Consider the following 23998-nt stretch of genomic DNA (forward strand, 5'->3'; position numbering starts at 1 on the left):
AACGGGTTTTGGTATGCTTAATGAAACCCTTGTTATTTAATGTCATTCGGCAGATGTGCAGGCGTGATGCCTCACTTCGCAAAAGGGTGGTTAGTTTGGAACGCCTCATCTTGGCCTCGGCTTCACCTCGAAGACAACAACTTCTCTCCCGAATTTACAACTCTTTTGACAGTGTACCGAGCGGCATTGACGAATTGACGCCGAGCGGCATGTCTCCCGCAGAAACCGTCGAATGCCTCGCTTTTCAAAAAGCGATGGCGGTATGGCAACGATTTCCGAATGCAGTCGTATTGGGCGCAGACACGGTCATAGCGATTGACGGTGAAACGTTAGGAAAACCGGAAAATCGATCGCATGCGCAAAAGATGTTAAGGCGATTGTCCGGAAGAAGTCATGACGTGTATACCGGTGTGGCGATTGTATCGAAGCATAAATCGGATGTCTTCCATTGTAAAGCGGCGGTAGATTTTTGGGAATTGCGGGAAACGGAAATCGCCTGGTACGTTCAAAGCGATGAACCGATGGACAAGGCAGGTGCTTACGGGATTCAAGGCATCGGTGCGATTCTCGTCAAGCGGATTACAGGCGATTTTTTCACAATTGTCGGGTTGCCGATTTCGCAGACGGTGAGGGCGTTGGAGAATTTCGCTGTTTACCCAAGTTATGCCGAAGACAAATGATCACCGGATTCGACGAAGTCAATCCTCCGTGTATCGACGACAGTTCCGTTGAGTCGGCGTGAGGGCCATCCGTGGAATGTATCATCTCCGCGTATGCTTTCGGTTGGCCGTATCAAGGTGGAAATCTTCATGGCATGAACTTCATGCGATGAATACATTACGAGGAGGAGAAGGTATTGGAACGTCGTCCACTAATGATTCGAGATGTCCCTGAACAGGAAAGACCTCGGGAAAGAATGTTGAATGAAGGATCGGCCGTCATGTCTAATCAGGAGCTGTTGGCGATCGTGCTCGGAAGCGGTACGAGGCAAGAGTCGGTTTTGCAGTTGGCGCAGCGCGTGCTGCATCATTTTCAAGGATTGCGAAGGCTGCACGATGTTTCGGTGGAAGAATTGACGGCAATTAACGGAATCGGTCCGAGCAAGGCGGCGCAAATCATCGCGGCACTCGAACTCGGCAAACGTGTGTATGCAAGCGGCACGGAAGAGAGGTTGGCGGTGCATTCGCCGGAAAGCGGGGCGAAACTCGTCATGGATGAAATGCGATTTTTGACCCAAGAGCATTTTGTTTGCCTGTATTTGAATACGAAAAATCAAGTATTGCACAAGAAGACGGTGTTTGTCGGAAGCTTGAACGCGTCGATCGTTCACCCTCGCGAAGTGTTCAAGGAAGCGTTTCGGCATTCGGCGGCTTCGATCATTTGCTTTCACAACCATCCGAGCGGCGATCCGAGTCCGAGCCGCGAAGACGTTGCGATCACGCAAAGACTCGTCGAATGCGGGAAAATGATCGGGATCGAAATGTTGGACCATATTATCATTGGAGACCGGAAATACGTCAGCTTAAAAGAAAAAGGGTATGTTTAGTACTATTCATGGAAAGCAATTTCAAGTATAATTTGAACTGCAGGTTTTTGAAGGAACATAACTAAATGGAATGCTTGATGGAATGAAGGGAGAATACATAGATGTTTGGCGGATTTACGAGAGATTTGGGCATAGATTTAGGGACAGCAAATACGCTTGTCTATGTAAAAGGCAAAGGTGTGATCGTTCGCGAACCTTCCGTCGTGGCCACGCGTACGGATACAGGAACGATCGAAGCCGTCGGAAATCAAGCGAAGAACATGATCGGGCGCACGCCGGGCAACATCGTTGCCATTCGGCCGATGAAAGACGGGGTGATCGCCGATTTCGAGACGACGGCAACGATGATGAAATATTTCATTCGACAAGCGCAGCGTTCAAAAGGATTTTTCGGAAGAAAACCGAATGTTATGGTAGCGGTACCTTCCGGAATTACGGCCGTCGAAAAGCGGGCGGTTGAGGACGCGACGAAACAGGCGGGCGCTAGAGACGCTTACACGATTGAAGAACCTTTTGCTGCCGCTATCGGCGCAGACCTCCCCGTATGGGAGCCGACAGGCAGCATGGTCGTTGACATCGGCGGCGGTACGACGGAGGTGGCGATCATCTCCCTCGGCGGCATCGTAACGAGCGAATCGATTCGAATCGCCGGTGACGAAATGGACGAGGCCATCGTTCAATATATTAAGAAGACTTACAATTTGATGATCGGCGAACGCACGTCCGAAGCATTGAAGCTTGAAATCGGATCCGCCGGTGCGCCGGAAAACGTTGAAAACATGGAAATTCGCGGCCGCGATTTGTTGACGGGGCTGCCGAAAACGATTGAAATTACGGCTGAGGAAGTGGCCAATGCTTTGAAAGATACGGTGAATAACATTATCGAGGCCGTGAAAATCACGTTGGAGAAGACTCCGCCCGAACTGGCTGCAGACATCATGGATCGCGGCATCGTACTCACGGGCGGCGGTGCGCTTCTTCGCAATTTGGACCGGGTGATCAGCGACGAAACAAAAATGCCTGTCCTCGTTTCCGAAAATGCTTTGGACTGTGTGGCGGTCGGCACCGGAAGAGCACTTGAAAATCTTCATTTATTCAAGTCGAAAGCCGGGATCACGAGCCGTCCGAAGTAGAAGTCCAATCCGTAAGAAGGTGTAAGTGTGTCTCCTTTTTTTTCGAACAAGAGACTGATTGTGTTGCTCGTTAGTTTAATTATTTTAGTGGCTTTGATCGGTTACTCGATGAGGGATCGGCAGCGAACGTTTTGGCCGGAACAGTTTCTGAGAGACACCGTCGGATGGTTTCAGTCCGTATTGTACAAACCCGCTCATTTCGCAGCGGGTTTCTTTGAGAACGTCGAAGACATGGCGCATGTGTACGAGCAAAACAAAGTGTTGAAATCTCATTTGAGCCGGTTTGGCGAGATGAGTCAAGAACTTATGAGGCTGCGGCAACGAAACGAACAATTGGAAAAAATGCTAGAAAAAACGAAAGATGCCGATCTCGCGGATTATACCGTCATCCAAGCCAACATCATCGCGCGTTCTCCGGACGAGTGGAACAAACAAATCATCATTAATAAAGGTTCGCAAGACGGTGTAAAAGTAAACAATGCCGTGATTACGAATGATGGATTGATCGGCAAAATCGATTCCGTCAATCCGTTTTCGTCGACGGTCCAACTGATCAGCGACTTGAATCGGACGAATCTGATTTCTGCCGTCGTTAGAGGAAAAGAGAACAATATTTACGGCATGGTTGCCGGTTACAATGTGAAAAAAGAAGCTTTGTTGTATAAGTTTATTCCGCACGATGCGGAGATCAAAAAAGGACAGACGGTAACGACTTCAGGACTTGGCGGCGTGTTTCCAAGCGGGTTGATCATCGGAACGGTCCAAGAAGTTACCCCCGATCCGCAAGGGTTGACGAAAATCGCTTATTTGAAGCCGGCTGCCGACTTGTACGACATTTATGACGTGATGGTCGTTGACCGCGAAGCTCGGACGCCGCCGAAAGAGGAGGATGACCGTTGATCCGTCCTTGGCTGCCGCTCGTGACATTTTTCTTTTTCATCTTTGACGGCACGGTGATGCAAGTCTTTTCCGCTCACTGGTTCGGGGCGGACATTCACTTGATCCCGCGTTTCGCGATGATCCTCGTCTTGTTCACAGCCGTTTTTTACAAACGTTCGACATCTCTTGCTTACGGTCTAATTTTCGGATTTATGCAAGACATCATATATACGGACATTATCGGTGTTTATTCTTTTACGATGGCGTTCACGGCTTATTTAATTGCTTCATTCGCGGCGCTGTTCCGAAAAAATGTATTTTCTGCGTTCGCGCTTGTCCTTTTTGGCGTCGTTTTGCTGGAGTTCCAAGTGTACGGCTTGTATTCGATTATCGGAGTCTCAAACGCATCCCTCCACCAGTTTTTGTATGAGCGTTTGTTTCCTTCCTTGGTTTTGAACGGGGGATTTTTCATCTGTGCCTATTACCCGGTGAGAAAAGGCTTCGACGGAATTGCCGACTTTTCTTTGCGCGATTCGGAAAAGATTCGCTCCAGTGAGTCGATGAAATCAAAATAAATGCAGGAAATCCGTGCGACGATGTTGAATAATACTACGTTGAGGTGAGTGCTCGAAATGCCGCAAAAAAAACCAGCCGTGACGATAAGGGGAACAAAAGACGGCCTCGTGTTCATTTTGGATGACGCGTGTTCGTTTCAAGATATTGTAACCGAATTGCAGGAGAAGTTATCGGCGAACGAAAACCGAATCGCATCCGGACGAAAGATGGGAGTCAAGTTGAAAACGGGAAACCGGTACTTGTCCGATTCCCAGAAACAGCAAATTCGCGAAATGATCTTAAATAAGAAAAATTTGCTCGTGGAATCGTTCGATGCGAATGTCGTTACAAAAGCGGAGGCGAAGGAAATCGCGGAACAAGAAAAAATGACGACATTTCAGCAAATCATCCGTTCGGGACAGCACGTCAACGTGAACGGGGATTTGCTCATCGTCGGCGACGTGAATTCTGCTGCGAAAGTTCAAGCGACTGGAGACATTTTCGTGCTGGGGGCTTTGAAGGGAAGCGCATGGGCAGGCAGCAACGGCAACAATAAAGCGATTATTGCCGCATCCGTATTAGTACCTACCCATCTTCGGATCGCCGGTCTCATCATTCCGGGTTCGGAGATAGAACATACGGAAGGTCAAGCGAAATGTGCGTACATAAATCATTCAAGTGAAACGGTTGTTGTCGATCGAATTCAGTCATTGTATCAAGTGAGAAGAACTTTACAGACATCGTAACAGTGAAAGGGGTATGCAGCGTGGGAGAGGCAATTGTCATCACATCCGGAAAAGGAGGCGTCGGAAAGTCGACGACGACAGCCAATATCGGAACAGTTCTTGCCCTTTCAGGGAAGAAAGTTTGTTTGGTTGACAGCGATATCGGACTGCGGAACTTGGACGTCTTGATGGGGCTCGACAACCGGATTATTTACGATCTTGTCGACGTTGCCGACGGTCGTTGCCGTTTGGAGCAAGCGTTGATCAAAGACAAGCGGTTCGATTGCTTGTACTTGTTGCCTGCCGCCCAGACGAAAGACAAATCTTCGGTGAAACCGGTTCAAATGAAGAAAATGATCGATGCTTTGCGGCAAGATTACGATTATGTCATTATCGACTGCCCGGCCGGCATCGAACAAGGCTTTCAAAACGCCATTGCCGGTGCGACGCAATCGATCGTCGTAACGACGCCTGAAAAGTCAGCCGTTCGCGACGCCGATCGCATCATCGGCTTGTTGGAGCAGGAAGACCATATCGAGAGTCCGAAGTTGATCATCAACCGCATTCGCAGCCAAATGATGAAAGACGGCGACATGCTCGATGTCGACGAAATCGTCAACATTTTGGCGATCGACTTGCTCGGCATTGTGCTCGATGACGAATCGGTCATATCCGCTTCAAACCGAGGCGAACCCGTTTCGCTTGAGCCGAACAAAAAAGCGGCGATTGCCTATCGGAACATCGGACGCCGAATTCTCGGAGAGTCGGTGCCCCTGCAGTCGCTTGACGAAAAAAGCGGCCTCTTTTCGCGAATGAAACAATTTCTCGGCATTCGCTGAACCACTTAAGGGAACTTAAGTGGTTTTTTGCGTTTTGTCTCGGATGGAGCGTTACGCCGTTTTTTTGTGCGTGCCAAGGAGCTTGTCATAACCTTTCCTGCTCATTCATAAGTTTGTACAAAGAGACGGGAAAGGGGGATGTTCGGTGGCGAATCGAGCCGAGGAAATTCGAAAGCGTCACGAAGAGAGGAAAAGAAAAAGAAACTATGCCGCGTCCCATCGGCAACGTCCGGCGGCGCGTGATTTCGAGGAACCCGGTTTTTCCAGATGGCGCGATGAAAACGACCGGCCTTCCGGCGGCAATTCCCCGCTCGTTCGAAAAGAGGGGATCGTCTTCCGGGTCTTGTTGGCCGCGATTCTCTTTTTGGCTGTCGGGGTGCTGTTCAAGCAGCCTCCGGACACCTTCGTGACCGCCAAGCATTACGTGAAACGCACATTTTCCAACGAATTTCAATTTGCGGCTGTTTCCGAATGGTATGAAAACCGGTTCGGCCATCCGCTCGCCTTGTTTCCCAATCCGGAAACGAACGAGATGAAAGCGAATGGAGACCAACAATCGCTTCCTTATGCAAAGCCTGTCAACGGGAAGATTAAAGCGTCTTTCTCGGAAACGGGGACCGGCATCTTGATGGAAACCGACGATAAAGCCCAGGTAAGAGCAGTGGAAGAAGGGTTTGTCACGTTCGTCGGAGACAAAGAAGGCATCGGAAAAACAGTCATTGTCCAATTGACGAACGGGGAACAAGCATGGTATGGCAAACTTGCCAACGTTCATGTGAAATTGTACGACTACGTCGAGCGAGGGGAGAAGATCGGAGAAGTTAAGCCAGCGGCTCAGGGGGAAGGCGGTACTTTTTACTTTGCGATCAAAAAAGAAGACGGTTTTATCGATCCGCTAAAGGTGATTTCTTTTGAGTAAGCTGAAGATTCACCCGTTTTTTTGGCTCGTATTGGCGTCAGGCGTATTTACGGGTCATTTTTATGAGGTGTTGATGGTGTTTTCGATCGTCTTCGTGCATGAAATGGGCCATGTCGGTGCGGCGGTATTCTTTCGCTGGAAGATTGAACAAGTCGAATTGCTTCCATTTGGCGGGGTAGCGAAGACGGATGAACACGGAAACCGTCCATTGTTCGAGGAAACGATTGTCATCTTGGCCGGCCCCGCACAGCATTTGCTTCTGTCGGGACTGGCGTATTTTTTTTATCGCACCTCTTTTTTCGACACGGGGGATTTCCGAACGTTCATGTTGTACAACTTAACGTTGTTGTTTTTTAATTTATTGCCCGTTTTGCCGCTGGACGGCGGACGTTTGCTTAGAGTCGTCTGTTACGCCTGTTTTCCTTACAGGACGGCGATTGATCACTCGCTTCTCATTTCTTCGGCGTTGTTGACCGGCTTATTTATATGGAGTTTTTATTTCTACCCGACCCACCTGAATTTATGGGTCGTGCTCGTCTTTCTTGCGTTCTCCCACTACCGAGAGTGGAAACAACGGCGTTTCATATACATGCGGTTCTTGTTAGCTCGTTATTATGACAAAACCTCGCGTTCGCTTCGATTGCAACCGATTGTCGTCGGGAAGGACACAAGGATTTCGGACGTGCTTGAAAAATTCCGCCGCGGCGTGACCCATCAAGTGATCGTTCGTCATTGTGAAGCCCGGCATGTTTACGAGGAAACGGATTTGTTGTATGCTTTTTTTGTGGAGAAAAAGGTCGTCGACCCGATCGGAGAGCTTTGACAAAGGCACATTTGCATGGTAATATTGAATAGTTAGTCTGGAGTTAAGTGTGTTTTATAGCACCGTACTCCAACCGCTCAGCGCAGGTTTGAAACGCTGTCGGGCGAATGATTGTTATCGTCCGGGCTGCCTGTAATGGCGAGTCTGAGAACGCAAGGAGGTGCTTGCATGTACGCGATTATTGAAACAGGCGGAAAGCAGCTGAAGGTGGAAGAAGGACAAACCATCTACGTTGAAAAATTGGATGCTCCCGCCGGTGAGACGGTTACATTCGACCGCGTTGTATTCGTCGGCGGAGACGACGTGAAAGTGGGGAGTCCCCTCGTCGAAGGCGCAACGGTAACAGCCAAGGTCGAAGAACACGGACGCGGCAAGAAAGTGACGGTGTTCAAAATGAAACGCCGCAAAGGCTATCGCAAAAAACAAGGCCATCGTCAGCCGTATACGAAATTGTCCGTTGACAAAATTAATGCTTAAGAAGGGATTCGATGGTAGAGGTTGAAATCGTACGTAGGAACGGAAGGATCGTTTCCTTTTCGTTGCGCGGACATGCAGACGCAGGACCTCACGGCCACGATCTCGTTTGTGCCGCGGTATCCGCGCTTTCCATTGGGGCGGAAAATGCCGTCGGTGAGTTATGCGGCGTTCAGCTTGAGTGCGATGCCGGAGAAGGCGGCGGATATCTTCATTGTGCCGTTCCGGACGGTTTAGACCGAAGGACGGACGAGAAGGTTCAACTGCTTCTTGAAGGCATGGTCGTATCGATCAAGTCGATCGAACGCCAATATGGAGCGTATATTCGCTTAAACCATAGAGGAGGTGAGTAGCATGCTGCAAATGAACTTGCAATTTTTCTCTCAGAAAAAAGGTGTCGGCAGTACGAAAAACGGCCGTGATTCCATCGCTAAACGCCTTGGCGCAAAACGGGCCGACGGACAATTCGTATCCGGCGGAAGCATCTTGTACCGCCAGCGCGGCACGAAAATTCACCCGGGTGAAAACGTCGGGCGCGGCGGCGACGATACGTTGTTCGCAAAAGTCGACGGCGTTGTGAAATTCGAACGGATGGGACGCGACCGCAAGCGCGTGAGCGTTTATCCGCAACCGGTAGCACAAGAAGCATAAGAAATGATAAGCATGCCCTTTCGGCGAACAAACGCCGGAGGGGCATTTTTTAATCGTTCAAGTGGTCAAAAAACTTCATGCCTATGGATTTTTTTATAAAATCCCAAATTTCCGCAAAAGCGAATGGACTATTTTTCATAATGTTCCAAATTTCAGATTTCAACACATGTAAAAAGATGGTATTGTTAAGATGATTCAGCAAATTTATACAAATAATCCTAAAAATCAACCATAAGGTCTTTTTCATAAAAAGCGGAGAATAGAGAAATTGTCGGAAGGCGATTGCATCGGGATTTTCTCATTGTTGGAGATCGTGTTGAACCTTTATGAATTCCTTTTGTATATTGTAATGCTGTTGGGTTGGGCAGTTTGTTATATTTTTTTGGGGGGCAATGATGATTCGATTACGGCATGTAAGTAAGTTATTTCAACACGACTCTATCAAGCTGGAGATTCTTCGTGGTATTGACTTATACGTACGAAAAGAATCATGGGTTTCTATTGTGGGACCCTCCGGTTCCGGAAAAACCACCTTATAAAATTGTATGTCGGGGTTGTTGGAACCGAATTCAGGTGAAATTTTTTATGGGGATGTGAATTTGTATCAATTAAACGAGAAGAACAGGAGCGATTTTCGTCTCAGAAACATTGGTTTTGTCTTTCAGGATTTTAAGTTGTTACCCTATTATTCCGTTTTGGACAACGTCATTTTGCCATTCCTTAATCGCGGTTCAAAAAAAGAACTGTATAAGCGTGCAAAGCTATTATTGGGAAAAGTGGGGATTGAAGAAAAACTCTTTACCCGTTTGCCGGAAAGGCTTTCAGGAGGGGAAAAACAGCGAGTTGCGATAGCCCGGGCATTAATTGCAGATCCAAACGTCTTGATTTGTGACGAGCCTACTGGAAATATTGATCAAGCAAACAGAGACAATATCATCAAGCTTTTTCTGAGTTTACAAAAACAAGGGAAAACCATCATTTTGGTCACTCATGATATGAATGTTGCTAAGCACGGCAACCAGGTTTACCATTTAACGGCTGGTCATCTCACCTCAAATGAGGTGAGGGAATGATTCGAATGGTTTGGAATCGCATCATTCATCGGAAAGCTGCTGCTTTGACCCTTTTGTTTGCACTTGTTTCATTATATGTCCTTATTCCTTATGCTTTCCATCAATCCAGGGAGGTAAAGGCCACTGTCAATGATACGATTGAACAATATGGAAGGGGAAGTTATGATATTTTGGTACGTCCCCCGTCTTCCCGGACACAGATTGAAAAAACGTTTGGGATGGTCGAAGACAATTACATTGTCGATAGTGCGGGCGGCATATCCATTAAAGCATGGAGGGACATGCAGGCAAACCCGGATATTGAGGTTGCCGCACCTGTTGCTTCCTTGGGTTACTATCGGGGGATGCGGCTTTCCATTGCCCTTCCGGTCCTAGATCAATCGACACGGTTCACCTTTCAGTTCTTTACCTCCAATGGTAAGGAAAAATTCCCGATCACCGATCAAGGGACCTTAACGTTTTTTAAAAAAATAAAGCCCGGTTTTATTCAGTATTTGACTGGAATTCAACAACAAGAACTCGTCAGCTCCTATATGGATATTATTATGCCGCCAAGTTATTACCCGATGGTTGCGATAGATGCGAAAAGTGAGGAAAGATTAACGGGTATTGACTTTCCGGCCAAATTTAAACACGCGCATTATTCAGAAAACTTTAAATCCATGTTAAAAAACTTTGGGAACCTACCGGTTGTGAAGGTTTTACAAAGAGACGACTTGCCTATTCCTGTGTATTTAAAATTAAAGATGGATACGGTTGATCTGAATCTAAAACATTATCTTCATGAGTTAGGTTTAAATGAAGACAATTGGATCATGCAGGGAGGAAATTCAGATCATTTTGATTCCGTTCTAAAGGAAGTAAAGAGTGAAAAGGCTTTGGCCACCCGAACAACCTGGATTGATTTGTCGAATTTTCTTCATCCGTTCAACGGAACTGCCTTGGAATTAAACTCTCAATTGCAACCTTCTGTTTCAAGTCAACACCTTGGTGCTATGGACACGTCTGTTTATTATACAGCTTCAAAGCTTACTTACAAAAACCTAGAGGGTATGCCAAGAGTTGAGATTGTAAAGGAAGGGTCTCCGCCTTCTTATAAACTGATTGAAAAACATGATATCGGGGATCTACACAAATTGCCTTTTTTGGTGTACCAAATAGGAACCTTTTCCGCAAAATCCCAAACCAAATCCAAACTGGCTGCCAGTCCATTGGGGATTTATGGGGATCTGAAAGCGAAAACCGTTGACGGGGAAACACTGACGCCCACTATTCTTCCCGGCAGTTTTATTGCTAGTCCAGCAAGTGGTGTCACCACCATGAAAGCAGCAAAATTGTTAAAAGGAAAGAACCCGATTGATGCCATTCGTGTGAAGGTTGCCGGGATAGACAGCTATAATAAAGCGGCACAAAGAAAAATTGAAAAAGTGGCAACTCACTTATTAAAAAAAGGATATGAAGTGGATGTTGTTGCGGGGTCCTCTTTCAAGAAAATGATCTTTGATGTGGAAGGGATCGGAAAGGTCATAGACCAATGGACAACATTAGGCATTGCGCAAGAATTAACGAGTACATGGAATGTTCTAACCGTGTTAACGTCCATTTTATTTATCACTTTTGGTATCTTGTGGTTGGTGGTTCGTTTAACTTTCGAAAAAAATACATGGGCCGGAGAAAATGACATTCTTTCTACGATTGGGTGGAGGCAGAGTAGAATCAACATGCGTAACTGTATTGAACACTATTTTCTCATTACGGCGGCTTTGATTGTATCGATCGTTGTATTATTTTTTGGTAACGCTACGGCTGGCATGTACTGGATTTCTATAGGTTTATGGGCATTCGCAGTTGCTATGTCAACCTATTTGGTCAATCAGAAGAAGATAACGAAAGTTAGCACCCGACCTTATAAATATTTTCCGGCTATTTTTCATCAAATGAGAATCATTTTCCCGTCAATGTTGATCCTGATTCTTTCGACCGTTTTAACCAGCTTGCAAATCGCCAGTATGGCTGAGGCTTTTCAGGAAGCATCTTTGACGAGAATGGGAGCGTACACTAACAATGTTACGTTTTGGGTGCAATCCTCAATTGTTTTTCAACTTTCATTCTGGCCATTGTCGGCATAAGTGAATGTATGAACGCTTTGTTAAGGGAAAGAAGAAATGAATTTTATATGTACCATGTGATAGGCTGGAGAAAACAGAGAATCTTGCTTCATTTGCTTAAAGAAGTTGCGGTTTGGGCCGTCTCCGCCCTTGTTGCAGGCCTGGTATTCGGCGGGGTACTGCTTTTTTACTTAAAGGTTTCTCTCATTTGGGTGATTTTAGGGTTGGGAAGTTCTTTTATATTGTCAGGCTTTGCGATTGCGGTCATAGTGTTCACCCGGCGTTTGTACACTCAACCTTCCTAATGAATGCATCTTGTTTTAACCGGAAATGAATGGTTGGATCGAATATTTACTTTAGGATATCGACTTGTCTACGGTTCACCTTATTTTTTTGCATTAAAGGGGTGCCTCATAACAGGGCACCCTTAATTGTTATTTCAGTTTCCTTTCCCTTGAAAAGTTCTTCGCCCATGCTGAACGTGATGGTATCTGTTCCTGAAGTCGATTTGTTTTTTGCCGGCTTGATCATAAATGCTGTTTGTGAAATAGCCATGCCGCAAGGATACCAGCTGTTTCCGCATGCCCTCTTGTCTGCTATAATAACGATGACCCTATAATGAGGAGAACCCAAGCGTCACATTAGGGAGTCCACAGTACTGACATTCCGATGCTGAGCTAGAGATGATGATGTTTCCAGATGTTAGACACCGTCTATTCGACAAAACCTTGTTGAGCGCAACGGCGAACCGGAAGCCTATCCCTCATCGAACAAGTTGTGGATTGGCGTGCCTTTAGCGATCCTGATAAGCGAATTGAAGAAGGAGAGTGGGGAGTGGATAAACCGTTGAAACCGGTGGAGTTGCTGCGTCATGTCCGTCATGATTGGCTGAACCAGATCCAGTTGATCAAAGCGAACCTTTCGTTGAACCGAATTGAACGCGCCAAGGAAATCATTGAAGACATCACGGCCCGGTCCCGCAATGAATCAAAATTGACAAATTTACATATGCCGCGGGTGGCGGAGTTGCTTTTGACCTTTAATTGGTACGAACATTCCTATCGCCTCCAAACCGAAGTGATTGGACGAGAACAGGATTTATCGGATTACGAAGACGATCTGGCGGCTTTTCTTTCTGAGTGGCTCGAACGATTGGATGATTGTGCCGAATTAGGTGCGGAAAATGATGTGTTGGTGAGTTTCCAGCTGGGGGACGACGGTGTATTTGCCACGATGGATTTCTCGGGATCCCTAAAGGAAACAAAAACATTGGGACAGGCTGTTCGTCTACATAAGGGGTTCCAGGTCATGGAAGACTATATAAGTAAAGAAGCGTTTGTTTTGACTTTAAAAATTGCGCCGAGGTGAAGGCATGTTTGTAGATTACGTAACAGTAGAAGTGAAAGGCGGCGACGGCGGCAATGGGATCGTTGCATTCCGCCGTGAAAAATATGAGCCGAAAGGCGGGCCGGCCGGCGGCGACGGAGGCAAAGGCGGCGACGTCCTATTTGAAGTCGACGAAGGATTGCGAACGTTGATGGATTTCCGCTATCAACGACATTTCCGGGCGCCGAAAGGGGAAAACGGCCGTTCGAAGAAACAGCACGGAAAAAACGGGGAAGATTTGGTCGTGAAAGTTCCGCCCGGTACGACGGTGTCCGATAAAGCGACCGGACAAGTGATTGCCGATTTGACGCGAAACGGGGAGCGGGCCGTGATTGCCAAAGGCGGACGCGGCGGGAGAGGCAATACGCGGTTTGCGACGCCTTCCAATCCGGCACCGAGGTTATCGGAGAATGGCGAGCCTGGTGAGGAGCGGACGATCAGCGTTGAATTGAAGCTGCTGGCTGACGTTGGACTGGTAGGGTTTCCGAGTGTCGGCAAATCCACGTTGTTGTCCGTCGTTACGGCAGCGAAACCAAAGATTGCGGATTACCATTTTACGACGATTCAGCCGAACTTGGGCGTCGTCGACGTCGAGGACGGACGCAGTTTCGTCATCGCCGATTTGCCCGGACTCATTGAAGGCGCGCACGAAGGAACCGGTTTGGGTCATGAATTTTTGCGGCACATTGAGCGAACCCGGGTCATCATTCATGTAGTCGACATGTCGGCGTCCGAAGGACGAGACCCGTATGAAGATTACGTGAAGATCAACGAAGAATTGCGCCGTTACCAGTTAAAATTGACCGAGCGGCCGCAAATCGTCGCAGCTAATAAAATGGACTTGCCGGGCGCTGAAGAAAATCTCGAGCAGTTTCGAAAGCAAATCGGCGATTCTGTGGAAGTGTTTCCAATTTCGGCGGCCACGAAGTCAGGCGTCAGGGAATTGTTGTTCGCAGCGGCCGACATGCTTGAGACCGCACCAGCGTTCCCGATGGAGAGTGTCGAAGAGGATCAAGGAAACGAAGAAGTCGTTTATCGATTCGAAGCGGAAAAACCAGCGTTCGAAATTTCCCGCAACGATGATGGAACGTTTGTGGTCAGCGGAAGCAAAGTCGAGAAACTGTTGAAAATGACGAACTTTCAAACCGAGGAAGGCGTGCGACGGTTCGCGAGACAACTACGCGGCATGGGTGTCGATGAGGCGCTGCGGCAAAAAGGCATCGAAGATGGGGATACCGTAAGCATTTTGGATTACGAATTTGAATACACCGATTCGTAAAGGGGATTGTCCGATGAAAAAACGGGAACAATTTTATTTGGTGTCGGAAGAAGTGTTGCCGGAAGCGATGGTGAAAGTGCTTCAAGCGAAGGAATTGTTGGAAAGGGAAAAAGCGGATACGATCTATGAAGCGGTCCAATCCGTCGGCTTAAGCCGGAGTGCCTTTTACAAATACAAGGATAAAATTTTTCCGTTTCAAAAAGTTGTCAAAGAACGGATCATTACGCTCTTCCTTCATCTTGAAGATCATTCGGGCACCTTGTCGAAACTGCTTGCGGAAGTCGCAGCGGCAGGCTGCAACGTATTGACGATCCACCAGTCGATTCCGCTGCAAGGACGGGCAAACGTGTCATTGTCGATCGACATTTCCGATCTTTCGGTCGACATGGATGCGTTCCTCGACAAACTTCGGCGCCTGCCGGAAGTACTGCGGGTAGAGTTGATCGGAACCGGCGCTTGATTTAGGACTGCTTCAACAGAAATCCTGCATTTTCCAACGCATCACATGCCGATTCGAGCTCGGCCTCGGAATCGGCTTCAATTTCATGCAAATGAACGCCGTCCGTCAAGGACAACAGCAGCGGTGCCCCGGTGTTCTCCAGTTGTTTCATAAACGCATCCACTTCTTTCCGATTGCTTAACATGAGGGAACCGGTCAAATCGCCGTAAATCGGGTGCTCAACCGTGACACTTTTTACCGTTACGCCGTGGTCGACGAGCAAATACAATTCGTCGCGCGTTTGTTCGCGCCGGTGTTTCGATGCGATAATTTTTACAGCTTTCGTGTTTTTTTCTTGTTCGTTCATATAAAGATATCCGCGAGCCGTGGCAATAATCGGCTCGTTTCTCGCTTTCAACAAAGAAATGTCTTGCACGATCACTTGTCGGCTTACGTTCGTTTGCTGTGCCATCTCTTTTCCCGTCAAAGGTTTGCTGCTCTGTTTCAACAGGCGCAAGAGGAGTTGACGACGTTCTTCCCCGAGCACTTTTTCTTCTTCCCCGGCCATTTTTCATACCTCCATTCATATGACATACCGAAACGATCATTTTTATTCATTATACCGAAAATGTGAATCCGCTGCAGTTCAAAGCTCAATCGGAGGGTTGCTTTGGAAACGACAATTCATCCGCATGCAGGCTGCAATTGAAAGAAGGATTTTCGTGTTTTTCGGCAAACAGTGGCAAAACGCCCAGATCGGCATATAATGTAGCGAAGCACGTGTCAGGAGGGAGTTTTTGACGTGAAAATCCATGTGGTTCAACAAGGGGATACCTTGTATACGATTGCCAAAAAGTACGGGATCGAGCACGCGAAATTGAAAGATACCAACCAGCAATTGACGAATCCGGATGCTTTGCAACCCGGCATGAAAGTCAAAATACCTACGGGCGGCGTCGCTGTAAAGAAACAGAAAACGAAAAAGGAACCGTCCAAAATGAAGCCGGCCAAGAAAGAGATAAAAAAAATGGGGGAAAAGGCGCCTGAACAAGAAAAAGGGAAAAAAGGGAATGAAAAAGGAACAAAAGGTGCAGGGAAACCGCAGACGCAATCCGGAAGCGGAAGTACAGGCGGAGACGGAACGATGGGTGGAAGCGGAAGCACGGGAAGCAATGGAAGCGGATCGGGACAACAATCGTCCGGTGTACCACAGCCTCATCATACAATCGGTGAATGGTCCGGCACCCGTCCGCAACAAACTTCCGGCAATCAAAACGCGTCAGCAGGTGGTGGTTCGGGCAGCGGTGCTGCTGAAAGCGAAGAAATGAATGCGGTTCATCCGCAACAAACAGCACCGGGATACGAGGCAGGACAATGGATTTGGCCGGATCCGCAGCAAGTGTCGCCAACGTATGAGCAGCCGAATGCGAACGTTGCGGCCCCGCAGCAAGTGTCGCCGACGTATGAGCAACCGAACGCGAACATGATGGCCCCGCAGCAAGTGTCGCCGACATACGAGCAACCGAACGCGAACATGATTGCCCCGCAGCAAGTGTCACCGATGTATGGACAGCCGAACGCAAACATGATGGCCCCGCAGCAAGTGTCGCCGACGTATGAGCAACCGAACGCGAATATGTTCGCTCCGCAGCAAGTGTCGCCGACATACGAGCAACCGAATGCGAATATGTTCGCTCCGCAGCAAGTGTCACCAATGTTCGAGCAGCCAAATGCGAACATGATGGCTCCACAGCAAGTGTCGCCGATGTTCGAGCAGCCGAATGCGAACATGATGGCCCCGCAGCAAACGTCACCGATGTTTACGCAGTACCCGTATGCACCGCATATGATGGGACCATCGCAAATGTCCGCTTATGCACCGCAACCGATGCAAGCAATGTGGGGAACGACCGCTCAAGGCTTTCAGCCGTCGTATTGGGAACCAAGTAACGACGGTACGGCATTCGGGATGGCGCCGGCAGGCCGGCCGGGACATCACTCGTTTCAAGAACGGAACAGCGAGACGTCCAGTTAAGACGATTTTTCCATAAAATCGTCTTTTTTTTTCGGATTCGAAAATTGTGATAAACTTAATGGCGAAACGGATGACTTGAAAGGAAGTATCGACAATGGAAAAGCAAATTGAACATATCGTTGCTTGGCTGCAGGAACAAGTGAGGACGAGTAAGACGAAAGGATTGTTGGTCGGTGTGAGCGGCGGAATCGATTCCGCTGTCGTAACCCATTTGATCAAACGCGCTTTTCCGGATCGTTCTCTTGGAGTAATCATGCCGTGCAAAAGCAATCCAGACGACAAAAAAGATGCGTTAGCTGTAATCGAAAGCGCAGGAATCGAACATGTTGAAGTTGATTTGAGCGAGGCTCATGAAGCGCTTTTTTTAAAAATCAAGACCGGCCTGCAACATAAAGGCGACTGGAATGAGCAAGCGGCGAAGCTCGGAGACGGGAATTTGCGGGCGCGCCTCAGGATGAGCACACTGTATGCGATCGCCAACAATTACAATTATCTCGTTGCCGGAACCGATAACGCTGCCGAATGGTATACCGGGTATTTCACGAAATACGGTGACGGCGGAGTTGATCTTGTACCTATCGTTCAATTTACGAAAGGCGAAGTGTATGAAATGGCGAAAGTTCTTCGGGTACCGCAACAAATTTTGGATAAACAACCGAGCGCCGGCCTTTGGGAAGGCCAAACAGACGAAAACGAAATGGGTACCACCTATCGCCGGATCGATGCATATTTGCGCGGCGAAACCATACCAGAGAAGGACCGTGTTATCATTGAGGAAATGCACAAGAAGAGCGAACATAAACGGCGCTTAGCATCCGCGCCTCCTTCGATTGAGACGCACTGATTACCTATAACTAACATGGGTAAGAACGACCTCCTTTCGCCACCATAAGAGTGAAAGGAGGTTTCTCAATGAAAAGTACAGTACTTTCATTATCGGCTGCTTTACTGCTAAGCGGAACACTTGTCGGATGCGGCGCCAACAACAATGCCGGAAACGATAATGGTGCAGTTGGAAACAACGACAATGGCACCGCTCGTCCGATCGGATATTATTCCGGGCAAAACAATAATAACAACAACGCTGATCGGTTCGGTTACAACAATCGCCTGAATAACGATAGAGACAACGACCTCGGTCTTGGCAACGGCGTGATGAATAACGACGATCGTAACGACGATAACGGACCGAACGCAATGGGGAGAAATACCGTTTATTCCAGACAAGCCCAAGCCATCGCGAATCGGGTTTCGACGTTGAAAAATGTTCAAAACACGAGCGTTATCGTTACGAGAAACGACGTGATCGTCGGCATTAAAACCCATGATCATGGGGTAACCCGCAACATGAAAAGCAATGTTCGCCGAACCGTTCAAAATGTTGTTCAAGGGAAAAACATTCATGTGACGACGAACCGGAAAATGTATAACCGCATTCAGAACGTCAACAACAATTTGCAAGACGGAGACGGCATGAATGAAGTCAGTTCCGACATTCGCGGCATCATTGATGATATTGCCAACGCTGCCAAACGTCCTTTCCAAAACAACAATCGATAGATAATTGAGTCTTCAGGGACGGGCATTGATGCCTGTCCCTGTTTTTGACGCTGCCGCACGCGGGTGCTATTATAAAAACGATGATTTTTAAGGCGGGAGGAGATTGGTTATGGCCGGACATTCCAAATGGAAAAACATTCAACATAGAAAAAATGCGCAAGACGCTAAGCGCGGAAAACTTTTTATGAAATTGTCGAAAGAATTGTACGTCAACGCCAAGCAAGGCGGCGGTGATCCAGACACGAACCCGAACCTGCGGCTCGCGATTGAAAAGGCACGGCAAGCGAACATGCCGAATGACAATATAGAGCGCGCCATTAAAAAAGCGACCGGAGACCTCGAAGGCGTACACTACGAGGAAATTACTTATGAAGGATACGGACCGGGCGGGGCTGCTGTCATGGTCGAAGTGCTGACCGATAATAAAAACCGTTCGGCGGCCGAAATTCGTCACTTGTTCTCGAAGCATGACGGGAATTTAGGCGAAAGCGGCTGTGTTGCATTCATGTTCCAAAGGAAGGGCCTGATTGCGATTGAGCGAAACGACGAAAGCAAAGATGATGACATCATGCTTGAAGCCATTGAAGCGGGAGCAGAGGACGTGAAAACGGAAGAAGGTGCATATGAAATTTATACGACACCGGAAGAATTTACGGACGTCCGAGATCAACTTTCCGAATCGTATGATTTTCTGTCCGCTGAAGTAACAATGATTCCCGAAACGACAACGAAACTGGATGGCGCCGAAGCCCAACAAGCGTTGAAACTAATTGACGCGCTTGAAGATCAAGACGACGTGCAAGAAGTTTATCATAATCTAGACGTCGATTCCGATTGGCTTCAATGAAGGATAAAAGCTTTTTTTTTCGGATATACTGAGAAAAAAGCTTTTCTTATCGGAGCGTGATTGTATGAGACGTTTAGCTTCAATGGTTCTCATGTTTCTCATTTGTTTCGGATCAACTGCGGGATTTTTACAGATCCACGCGAAGGCAAAGCAAAGTTCCGTCCGTTTCTATGAACATCAAACGGATGCACCAAAGACGGTCAACGTTTACTTGAAACGGATTTATGTGGATGGCAGGAAGACTTTGAACGTAAAACCGGTTACGATTTGGTCGATGGAGGATTTCTGGGCGCGCTTCGCTGACTGGGAATTGGTCGATCAAAGCGCACATGTCATTCGGTTCCAAAAGCATGTCAACGATATTTCGCCGATGTTGAAAGCGGACGGCTATTTCGGATTGTCCCCGGAAAATCTGTTGCAAATTTATAAAGGAACACCTTCGGGCAATGAAGCGATTCATTCGTTTTTTCACATTGATGTCGACGAGCTTGAGAGTGGACTTCGCCAACAATTGAAACGAGGCATTCCGATCAAATCAAAGGACCGTTATGAACAAGTGCTGCAATGTTTGGAAAAATACGCCCAGAAACAATGAGCCCCGTGGACAAACGGCGATGGCAGCCGGTTGTCCACTTTTTGGTGGTCCTATGATAAAATGAATGGAAGTGCGACATAGGGGAGAGAGTCGGTTGATTGCTTATTTGTATGGTAAAATCGTTGAAGTGCAAGTGGACGCGATCATCATCGACGTCAACGGTATCGGATATTTGGTTTATTGCCCGGATGCGATGCGTTTTGAGCGCAAGAAAAACGAATGGGTAAAAGTATTTACTTATCATTACGTGAGAGAAGACATCATCTCGCTTTACGGATTCACGACAGAACAAGAAAGAGCATTGTTCGTTCATCTGTTAGCCGTTTCCGGCATCGGACCGAAAGGGGCGCTCGGCATTCTCGCCGCTTGCCGGCCTGCAGATGTGGCGGCCGCCGTTGAACGGGAAGATGAGAAATACTTAACCAAGTTTCCAGGTGTCGGCAAGAAAACGGCCAGGCAAATGATTCTCGATTTAAAAGGGAAATTGTCTGAGCTCGGGCTGTTGCCTGCAGGTGGAGGCGATGAACTTGCACAGGCACCTCGATCGACGGCTTTGAATGAAGCGGTTGAAGCATTGGAGTCGCTCGGATATGGGGACAAGGAAATTCAAAAAGTGATTCGGCAAATCACAGGGGAAAACTTGAGTGCCAACGAATATGTCAAACAAGCGTTACGGTTGATCGCAGCACAATAGGAAGGAGGGGATGTAATGGAGGAGCGTATCGTTTCTGCGGAAGCAACGGATGAAGATGTGTCTGTTGAAGGCCGTCTGCGTCCGCAGTCATTGGCGCAATACATTGGGCAGGAGCAAGTGAAAGCGAATTTGAAAGTGTTCATTGAAGCGGCGAAGTTAAGGAATGAGCCGCTCGACCATGTGCTCTTGTACGGACCTCCGGGGCTTGGGAAAACGACGTTGTCAATGATCATCGCCAACGAGATGGGTGTTCAACTGCGCACCACCTCCGGACCGGCGATCGAAAGACCAGGTGATTTGGCGGCGATTTTGACCGCACTAGAACCAGGAGACGTGCTTTTTATTGACGAAATTCATCGTCTTCATCGCAATGTAGAGGAAGTGCTTTATCCAGCGATGGAAGATTTTTGTTTGGACATCGTCGTTGGTAAAGGCGAAACGGCGCATTCGATTCGCCTTGATTTGCCTCCGTTTACGCTCGTCGGAGCGACGACGCGAGCCGGCTATTTGTCGCCTCCGCTGCGTGACCGATTCGGTGTCATCAATCGGCTCGAGTATTATACGGAAGCTGAACTGAAGCACATTATTACGAGAACAGCAGGCGTCTTGAATGTGCCGATTGAACCGGTCGCCGCAGGCGAGCTGTCGAGCCGTTCGCGCGGGACACCGCGGGTTGCGAATCGATTATTGAAGCGGGTTCGTGATTTTGCGCAAGTGGATGGGGACGGTTCAATTACGGCGGAGATTGCCGCGCGAGCGCTTGAACGACTGCAAGTGGACCGTTTAGGATTGGATGAAATTGACCATAAATTGTTAAAGACCATCATTCATAAATTTCGCGGCGGTCCCGTTGGGCTCGATACGCTGGCGGCGGCGATCGGCGAGGAATCGCATACGATCGAAGACGTGTACGAGCCGTATTTGTTGCAAATCGGCTTTTTGCAACGTACACCCAGGGGGAGAGCGGTAACGGCCGCGGTGTACGATCATTTTCATTTGGAGGTGCCGGATTTTCTTGGGTGACATCGGTAAATTTATGATTGGCGCGGGCATCGTGCTTGTCGTTATCGGATTCGTATGGCAACTAATCGGCAAACTTCCCGGTGACATCGTTATCAAACGGGGGAATTTCACTTTTTATTTTCCTATCGTCACCAGCATTGTCATTAGTATTGTTTTGTCATTGATTTTTTATATTTTCGGTAAGTTTCGTTAAGGGTGAGGACAACAATGGATGTGGAACAGTTTGATTTTGAATTGCCGGAGCGGCTGATCGCGCAGACGCCGATCAAGGATCGAAGTGCATCACGGTTACTTGCGCTCGACCCCGTATCCGGAGCTATCGAACACGGAACCTTTAAAGAGGTCGGCCGTTTTTTAAAAAAAGGCGATTGTCTCGTATTAAATGATACGAAAGTACTTCCGGCACGGTTATTCGGAACGAAAACGGAAACTGGCGCGCAAGTCGAAGTGCTTTTGTTGAAAAATTTGCAAGGACAGCGCTGGGAAACGCTCGTTAAACCAGCCAAGCGAATCAAAGAAGGCACCATCGTCTCGTTCGGCGAAGGAACGTTAACGGCCACTTGCACGGCCGTGAAGGACGAAGGCTTGCGTGATTTTGAATTTCACGCGGATCGTCCGTTTTACGAAGTGCTCGACGAGCTCGGCGACATGCCGCTGCCTCCGTACATTCATGAAAAACTTGAAGATCGTGAAAGGTATCAAACGGTATTCGCTCGTCATCGCGGATCGGCGGCCGCGCCGACGGCGGGTCTTCATTTTACCGAGCCGTTATTGGACGAATTGCGTTCAAAAGGCATTGAAACGGCGTTCATTACCCTCCATGTCGGGCTCGGCACTTTTCGTCCGGTGAAAGTGGACAATGTCGAAGATCATAAGATGCACGGCGAATTTTACATGATGTCCGAGTCTACGGCCGAGCAATTGAACCGTGTGCGAGAAAACGGCGGTCGTATCATTGCCGTTGGAACCACGGCAGTGCGGACGCTCGAAACGATTGCAAGTCAATCGGACGGCCGATTTCAAGAAGCATCGGGTTGGACAGACATTTTTATTTATCCGGGTTACCGTTTTCGCGGGCTCGATGGATTGATTACGAATTTTCATTTGCCGAAATCGACGTTGATCATGCTTGTCAGCGCTTTGGCCGGAAGGGAAAACATTTTACACGCTTATCGGGAAGCGGTTCGCCGCGAATACCGCTTTTTCAGCTTCGGGGACGCCATGCTCATTTTGGAAAGGAAGGGTCGCGATTGACCGCAGTCACCTATGAATTCATCAAGTCATGCAAGCAGACCGGTGCGCGTTTAGGCAAACTTCACACCCCTCACGGTACGTTCGACACACCGATGTTCATGCCGGTCGGCACGCTGGCAACAGTGAAAACGATGAGCCCGGAAGAATTGAAAGAGATGGGCGCCGGCATCATTTTAAGCAACACGTATCATTTATGGCTTCGCCCAGGAGAAGATATTGTTGAGGCATCCGGCGGTTTGCATTCATTCATGAACTGGGACCGCGGAATATTAACCGATTCCGGCGGCTTTCAAGTATTCAGTCTCAGCGATATGCGGGAGATTCAGGAAGAGGGCGTTCATTTCCGGAATCATTTGAACGGCGACCGTTTGTTTTTGTCTCCTGAGAAATCGATCGGGATTCAGCAGGCGCTCGGTGCAGACGTGATCATGGCGCTGGATGAATGTCCGCCGTATCCAGCGTCATATGAATACATGAAAGAGTCGGTCGAACGGACGAGTCGCTGGGCGGAGCGTTGTTTAACGGCTCACAATCAAACGGAACGTCAATCGCTGTTCGGAATCGTTCAAGGCGGAGAGTATAAAGCCTTGCGAGAGCAAAGCGCCGCTGATCTCAGTTCGCTTGATTTTTCCGGTTATGCGGTCGGCGGATTGTCCGTCGGAGAACCGAAGGATGTCATGAACGAGGTGTTGGAGTGGACAACCCCGCTGTTGCCTGCCGACAAGCCGCGCTATTTGATGGGCGTTGGGTCCCCGGATTCGTTGATTGACGGCGTGATTCGCGGAATCGACATGTTCGATTGCGTATTGCCGACTCGGATTGCCCGCAACGGCACTTGCATGACGTCGAGCGGTCGTCTTGTCGTCCGCAACGCGAAATACGCCAAAGATTTTCGGCCTTTGGACGAGGCTTGCGACTGTTATACGTGCCGGAACTACTCACGTGCTTACATTCGTCATCTCGTGAAAACGAACGAAACGTTCGGATTCCGTCTTACGACTTACCATAACCTTTATTTTTTGTTAAACTTAATGAGGCGCGTCAGACAAGCGATTCACGAAGATCGTTTGCTTGATTTCCGCGAACGGTTTTTCGAACAATACGGTTTCCATCGACCGAACGCGAAAAACTTTTAACACGAGGGAAAGGGGGTACATACTA

28 protein-coding genes and 1 other annotated feature are annotated in these 23998 nt (G+C 48.2%); of the genes, 27 read left to right on the top strand and 1 reads right to left on the bottom strand.

What is annotated here, in order from left to right:
- Positions 1 to 53: 53 nt before the first annotated feature.
- The 17 genes from VFK44_07980 to VFK44_08060 all read left to right on the top strand — a co-directional run bounded on the left by VFK44_07980 (position 54) and on the right by VFK44_08060 (position 14850).
- Positions 54 to 680, top strand: coding sequence for a Maf family protein (locus tag VFK44_07980; GenBank protein HET7628313.1), 627 nt, complete (start codon positions 54 to 56; stop codon positions 678 to 680).
- A 194-nt stretch (positions 681 to 874) separates the two neighbouring features.
- Positions 875 to 1546: a DNA repair protein RadC gene (radC, locus tag VFK44_07985; protein ID HET7628314.1), complete on the top strand. Its 672-nt coding sequence runs from the start codon at positions 875 to 877 to the stop codon at positions 1544 to 1546.
- Between the two features lie 101 nt (positions 1547 to 1647).
- On the top strand, positions 1648 to 2679 hold the full coding sequence (locus VFK44_07990) for a rod shape-determining protein (GenBank protein ID HET7628315.1): 1032 nt from the start codon (positions 1648 to 1650) through the stop codon (positions 2677 to 2679).
- Positions 2680 to 2706: 27 nt separating this feature from the next.
- A complete protein-coding gene (gene mreC / locus VFK44_07995; protein ID HET7628316.1) occupies positions 2707 to 3579 on the top strand; it encodes a rod shape-determining protein MreC in 873 nt (290 codons plus the stop codon).
- Positions 3576 to 4133, top strand: coding sequence for a rod shape-determining protein MreD (mreD, locus tag VFK44_08000; GenBank protein HET7628317.1), 558 nt, complete (start codon positions 3576 to 3578; stop codon positions 4131 to 4133). Before mreC ends, mreD begins: the two co-directional genes overlap by 4 nt.
- A gap of 57 nt (positions 4134 to 4190) precedes the next feature.
- A complete protein-coding gene (locus VFK44_08005; protein HET7628318.1) occupies positions 4191 to 4859 on the top strand; it encodes a septum site-determining protein MinC in 669 nt (222 codons plus the stop codon).
- Between the two features lie 20 nt (positions 4860 to 4879).
- Positions 4880 to 5677, top strand: coding sequence for a septum site-determining protein MinD (minD, locus tag VFK44_08010; protein HET7628319.1), 798 nt, complete (start codon positions 4880 to 4882; stop codon positions 5675 to 5677).
- 145 nt (positions 5678 to 5822) lie between these two features.
- The gene (locus VFK44_08015; GenBank protein HET7628320.1) at positions 5823 to 6596 is read left to right on the top strand and encodes a M23 family metallopeptidase; all 774 of its coding nucleotides are present in this window, start codon (positions 5823 to 5825) and stop codon (positions 6594 to 6596) included.
- Positions 6589 to 7419, top strand: coding sequence for a site-2 protease family protein (locus tag VFK44_08020; GenBank protein ID HET7628321.1), 831 nt, complete (start codon positions 6589 to 6591; stop codon positions 7417 to 7419). The genes VFK44_08015 and VFK44_08020 overlap by 8 nt, the downstream gene beginning before the upstream one ends.
- A gap of 61 nt (positions 7420 to 7480) precedes the next feature.
- Positions 7481 to 7575: a sequence feature (ribosomal protein L21 leader region), on the top strand.
- Between the two features lie 12 nt (positions 7576 to 7587).
- Entirely contained in the window at positions 7588 to 7896 is a 309-nt protein-coding gene (gene rplU / locus VFK44_08025) for a 50S ribosomal protein L21 (GenBank protein ID HET7628322.1), read from the top strand.
- A gap of 11 nt (positions 7897 to 7907) precedes the next feature.
- The gene (locus VFK44_08030) at positions 7908 to 8246 is read left to right on the top strand and encodes a ribosomal-processing cysteine protease Prp (protein ID HET7628323.1); all 339 of its coding nucleotides are present in this window, start codon (positions 7908 to 7910) and stop codon (positions 8244 to 8246) included.
- A gap of 1 nt (position 8247) precedes the next feature.
- A complete protein-coding gene (gene rpmA, locus VFK44_08035; protein ID HET7628324.1) occupies positions 8248 to 8544 on the top strand; it encodes a 50S ribosomal protein L27 in 297 nt (98 codons plus the stop codon).
- A 545-nt stretch (positions 8545 to 9089) separates the two neighbouring features.
- Positions 9090 to 9617 (top strand): ATP-binding cassette domain-containing protein, encoded by a 528-nt coding sequence (locus VFK44_08040; GenBank protein HET7628325.1) that lies wholly within the window; start codon positions 9090 to 9092, stop codon positions 9615 to 9617.
- The gene (locus tag VFK44_08045; protein ID HET7628326.1) at positions 9614 to 11746 is read left to right on the top strand and encodes a hypothetical protein; all 2133 of its coding nucleotides are present in this window, start codon (positions 9614 to 9616) and stop codon (positions 11744 to 11746) included. The genes VFK44_08040 and VFK44_08045 overlap by 4 nt, the downstream gene beginning before the upstream one ends.
- A gap of 756 nt (positions 11747 to 12502) precedes the next feature.
- Entirely contained in the window at positions 12503 to 13093 is a 591-nt protein-coding gene (locus tag VFK44_08050; protein HET7628327.1) for a Spo0B C-terminal domain-containing protein, read from the top strand.
- Between the two features lie 4 nt (positions 13094 to 13097).
- Positions 13098 to 14390 carry a GTPase ObgE gene (gene obgE / locus VFK44_08055; protein HET7628328.1) on the top strand — a complete coding sequence of 431 codons (1293 nt, stop codon included), beginning with the start codon at positions 13098 to 13100 and terminating at the stop codon, positions 14388 to 14390.
- A 13-nt stretch (positions 14391 to 14403) separates the two neighbouring features.
- Positions 14404 to 14850, top strand: a complete 447-nt coding sequence (locus VFK44_08060) for an ACT domain-containing protein (protein ID HET7628329.1) — start codon at positions 14404 to 14406, stop codon at positions 14848 to 14850.
- A 1-nt stretch (position 14851) separates the two neighbouring features.
- Here the strand turns inward: VFK44_08060 and VFK44_08065 are convergent, their stop codons facing one another.
- A complete protein-coding gene (locus tag VFK44_08065; protein ID HET7628330.1) occupies positions 14852 to 15397 on the bottom strand; it encodes a transcription repressor NadR in 546 nt (181 codons plus the stop codon).
- Positions 15398 to 15631: 234 nt separating this feature from the next.
- Here VFK44_08065 and VFK44_08070 point away from each other — a divergent pair, with 234 nt between their 5' ends.
- The 10 genes from VFK44_08070 to tgt all read left to right on the top strand — a co-directional run bounded on the left by VFK44_08070 (position 15632) and on the right by tgt (position 23973).
- A complete protein-coding gene (locus VFK44_08070; protein ID HET7628331.1) occupies positions 15632 to 16864 on the top strand; it encodes a LysM peptidoglycan-binding domain-containing protein in 1233 nt (410 codons plus the stop codon).
- A 94-nt stretch (positions 16865 to 16958) separates the two neighbouring features.
- A complete protein-coding gene (gene nadE / locus VFK44_08075) occupies positions 16959 to 17708 on the top strand; it encodes an NAD(+) synthase (GenBank protein ID HET7628332.1) in 750 nt (249 codons plus the stop codon).
- 68 nt (positions 17709 to 17776) lie between these two features.
- Entirely contained in the window at positions 17777 to 18424 is a 648-nt protein-coding gene (locus tag VFK44_08080; GenBank protein ID HET7628333.1) for a YhcN/YlaJ family sporulation lipoprotein, read from the top strand.
- A 109-nt stretch (positions 18425 to 18533) separates the two neighbouring features.
- Complete coding sequence (locus VFK44_08085) at positions 18534 to 19271, top strand: YebC/PmpR family DNA-binding transcriptional regulator (protein ID HET7628334.1); 738 nt, start codon at positions 18534 to 18536, stop codon at positions 19269 to 19271.
- A 64-nt stretch (positions 19272 to 19335) separates the two neighbouring features.
- Positions 19336 to 19866, top strand: a complete 531-nt coding sequence (locus VFK44_08090) for a BofC C-terminal domain-containing protein (protein HET7628335.1) — start codon at positions 19336 to 19338, stop codon at positions 19864 to 19866.
- Between the two features lie 94 nt (positions 19867 to 19960).
- Positions 19961 to 20560 carry a Holliday junction branch migration protein RuvA gene (gene ruvA / locus VFK44_08095; GenBank protein HET7628336.1) on the top strand — a complete coding sequence of 200 codons (600 nt, stop codon included), beginning with the start codon at positions 19961 to 19963 and terminating at the stop codon, positions 20558 to 20560.
- 15 nt (positions 20561 to 20575) lie between these two features.
- The gene (gene ruvB / locus VFK44_08100; protein ID HET7628337.1) at positions 20576 to 21583 is read left to right on the top strand and encodes a Holliday junction branch migration DNA helicase RuvB; all 1008 of its coding nucleotides are present in this window, start codon (positions 20576 to 20578) and stop codon (positions 21581 to 21583) included.
- Between the two features lies 1 nt (position 21584).
- The gene (locus tag VFK44_08105) at positions 21585 to 21776 is read left to right on the top strand and encodes a DUF2905 domain-containing protein (GenBank protein ID HET7628338.1); all 192 of its coding nucleotides are present in this window, start codon (positions 21585 to 21587) and stop codon (positions 21774 to 21776) included.
- A 14-nt stretch (positions 21777 to 21790) separates the two neighbouring features.
- Positions 21791 to 22837 carry a tRNA preQ1(34) S-adenosylmethionine ribosyltransferase-isomerase QueA gene (gene queA / locus VFK44_08110; protein ID HET7628339.1) on the top strand — a complete coding sequence of 349 codons (1047 nt, stop codon included), beginning with the start codon at positions 21791 to 21793 and terminating at the stop codon, positions 22835 to 22837.
- A complete protein-coding gene (gene tgt, locus VFK44_08115) occupies positions 22834 to 23973 on the top strand; it encodes a tRNA guanosine(34) transglycosylase Tgt (GenBank protein ID HET7628340.1) in 1140 nt (379 codons plus the stop codon). Before queA ends, tgt begins: the two co-directional genes overlap by 4 nt.
- The last annotated feature ends 25 nt before the right edge of the window (positions 23974 to 23998 follow it).

This window comes from Bacillales bacterium (assembly GCA_035700025.1).
GTDB lineage: Bacteria > Bacillota > Bacilli > Bacillales > DASSOY01 > DASSOY01.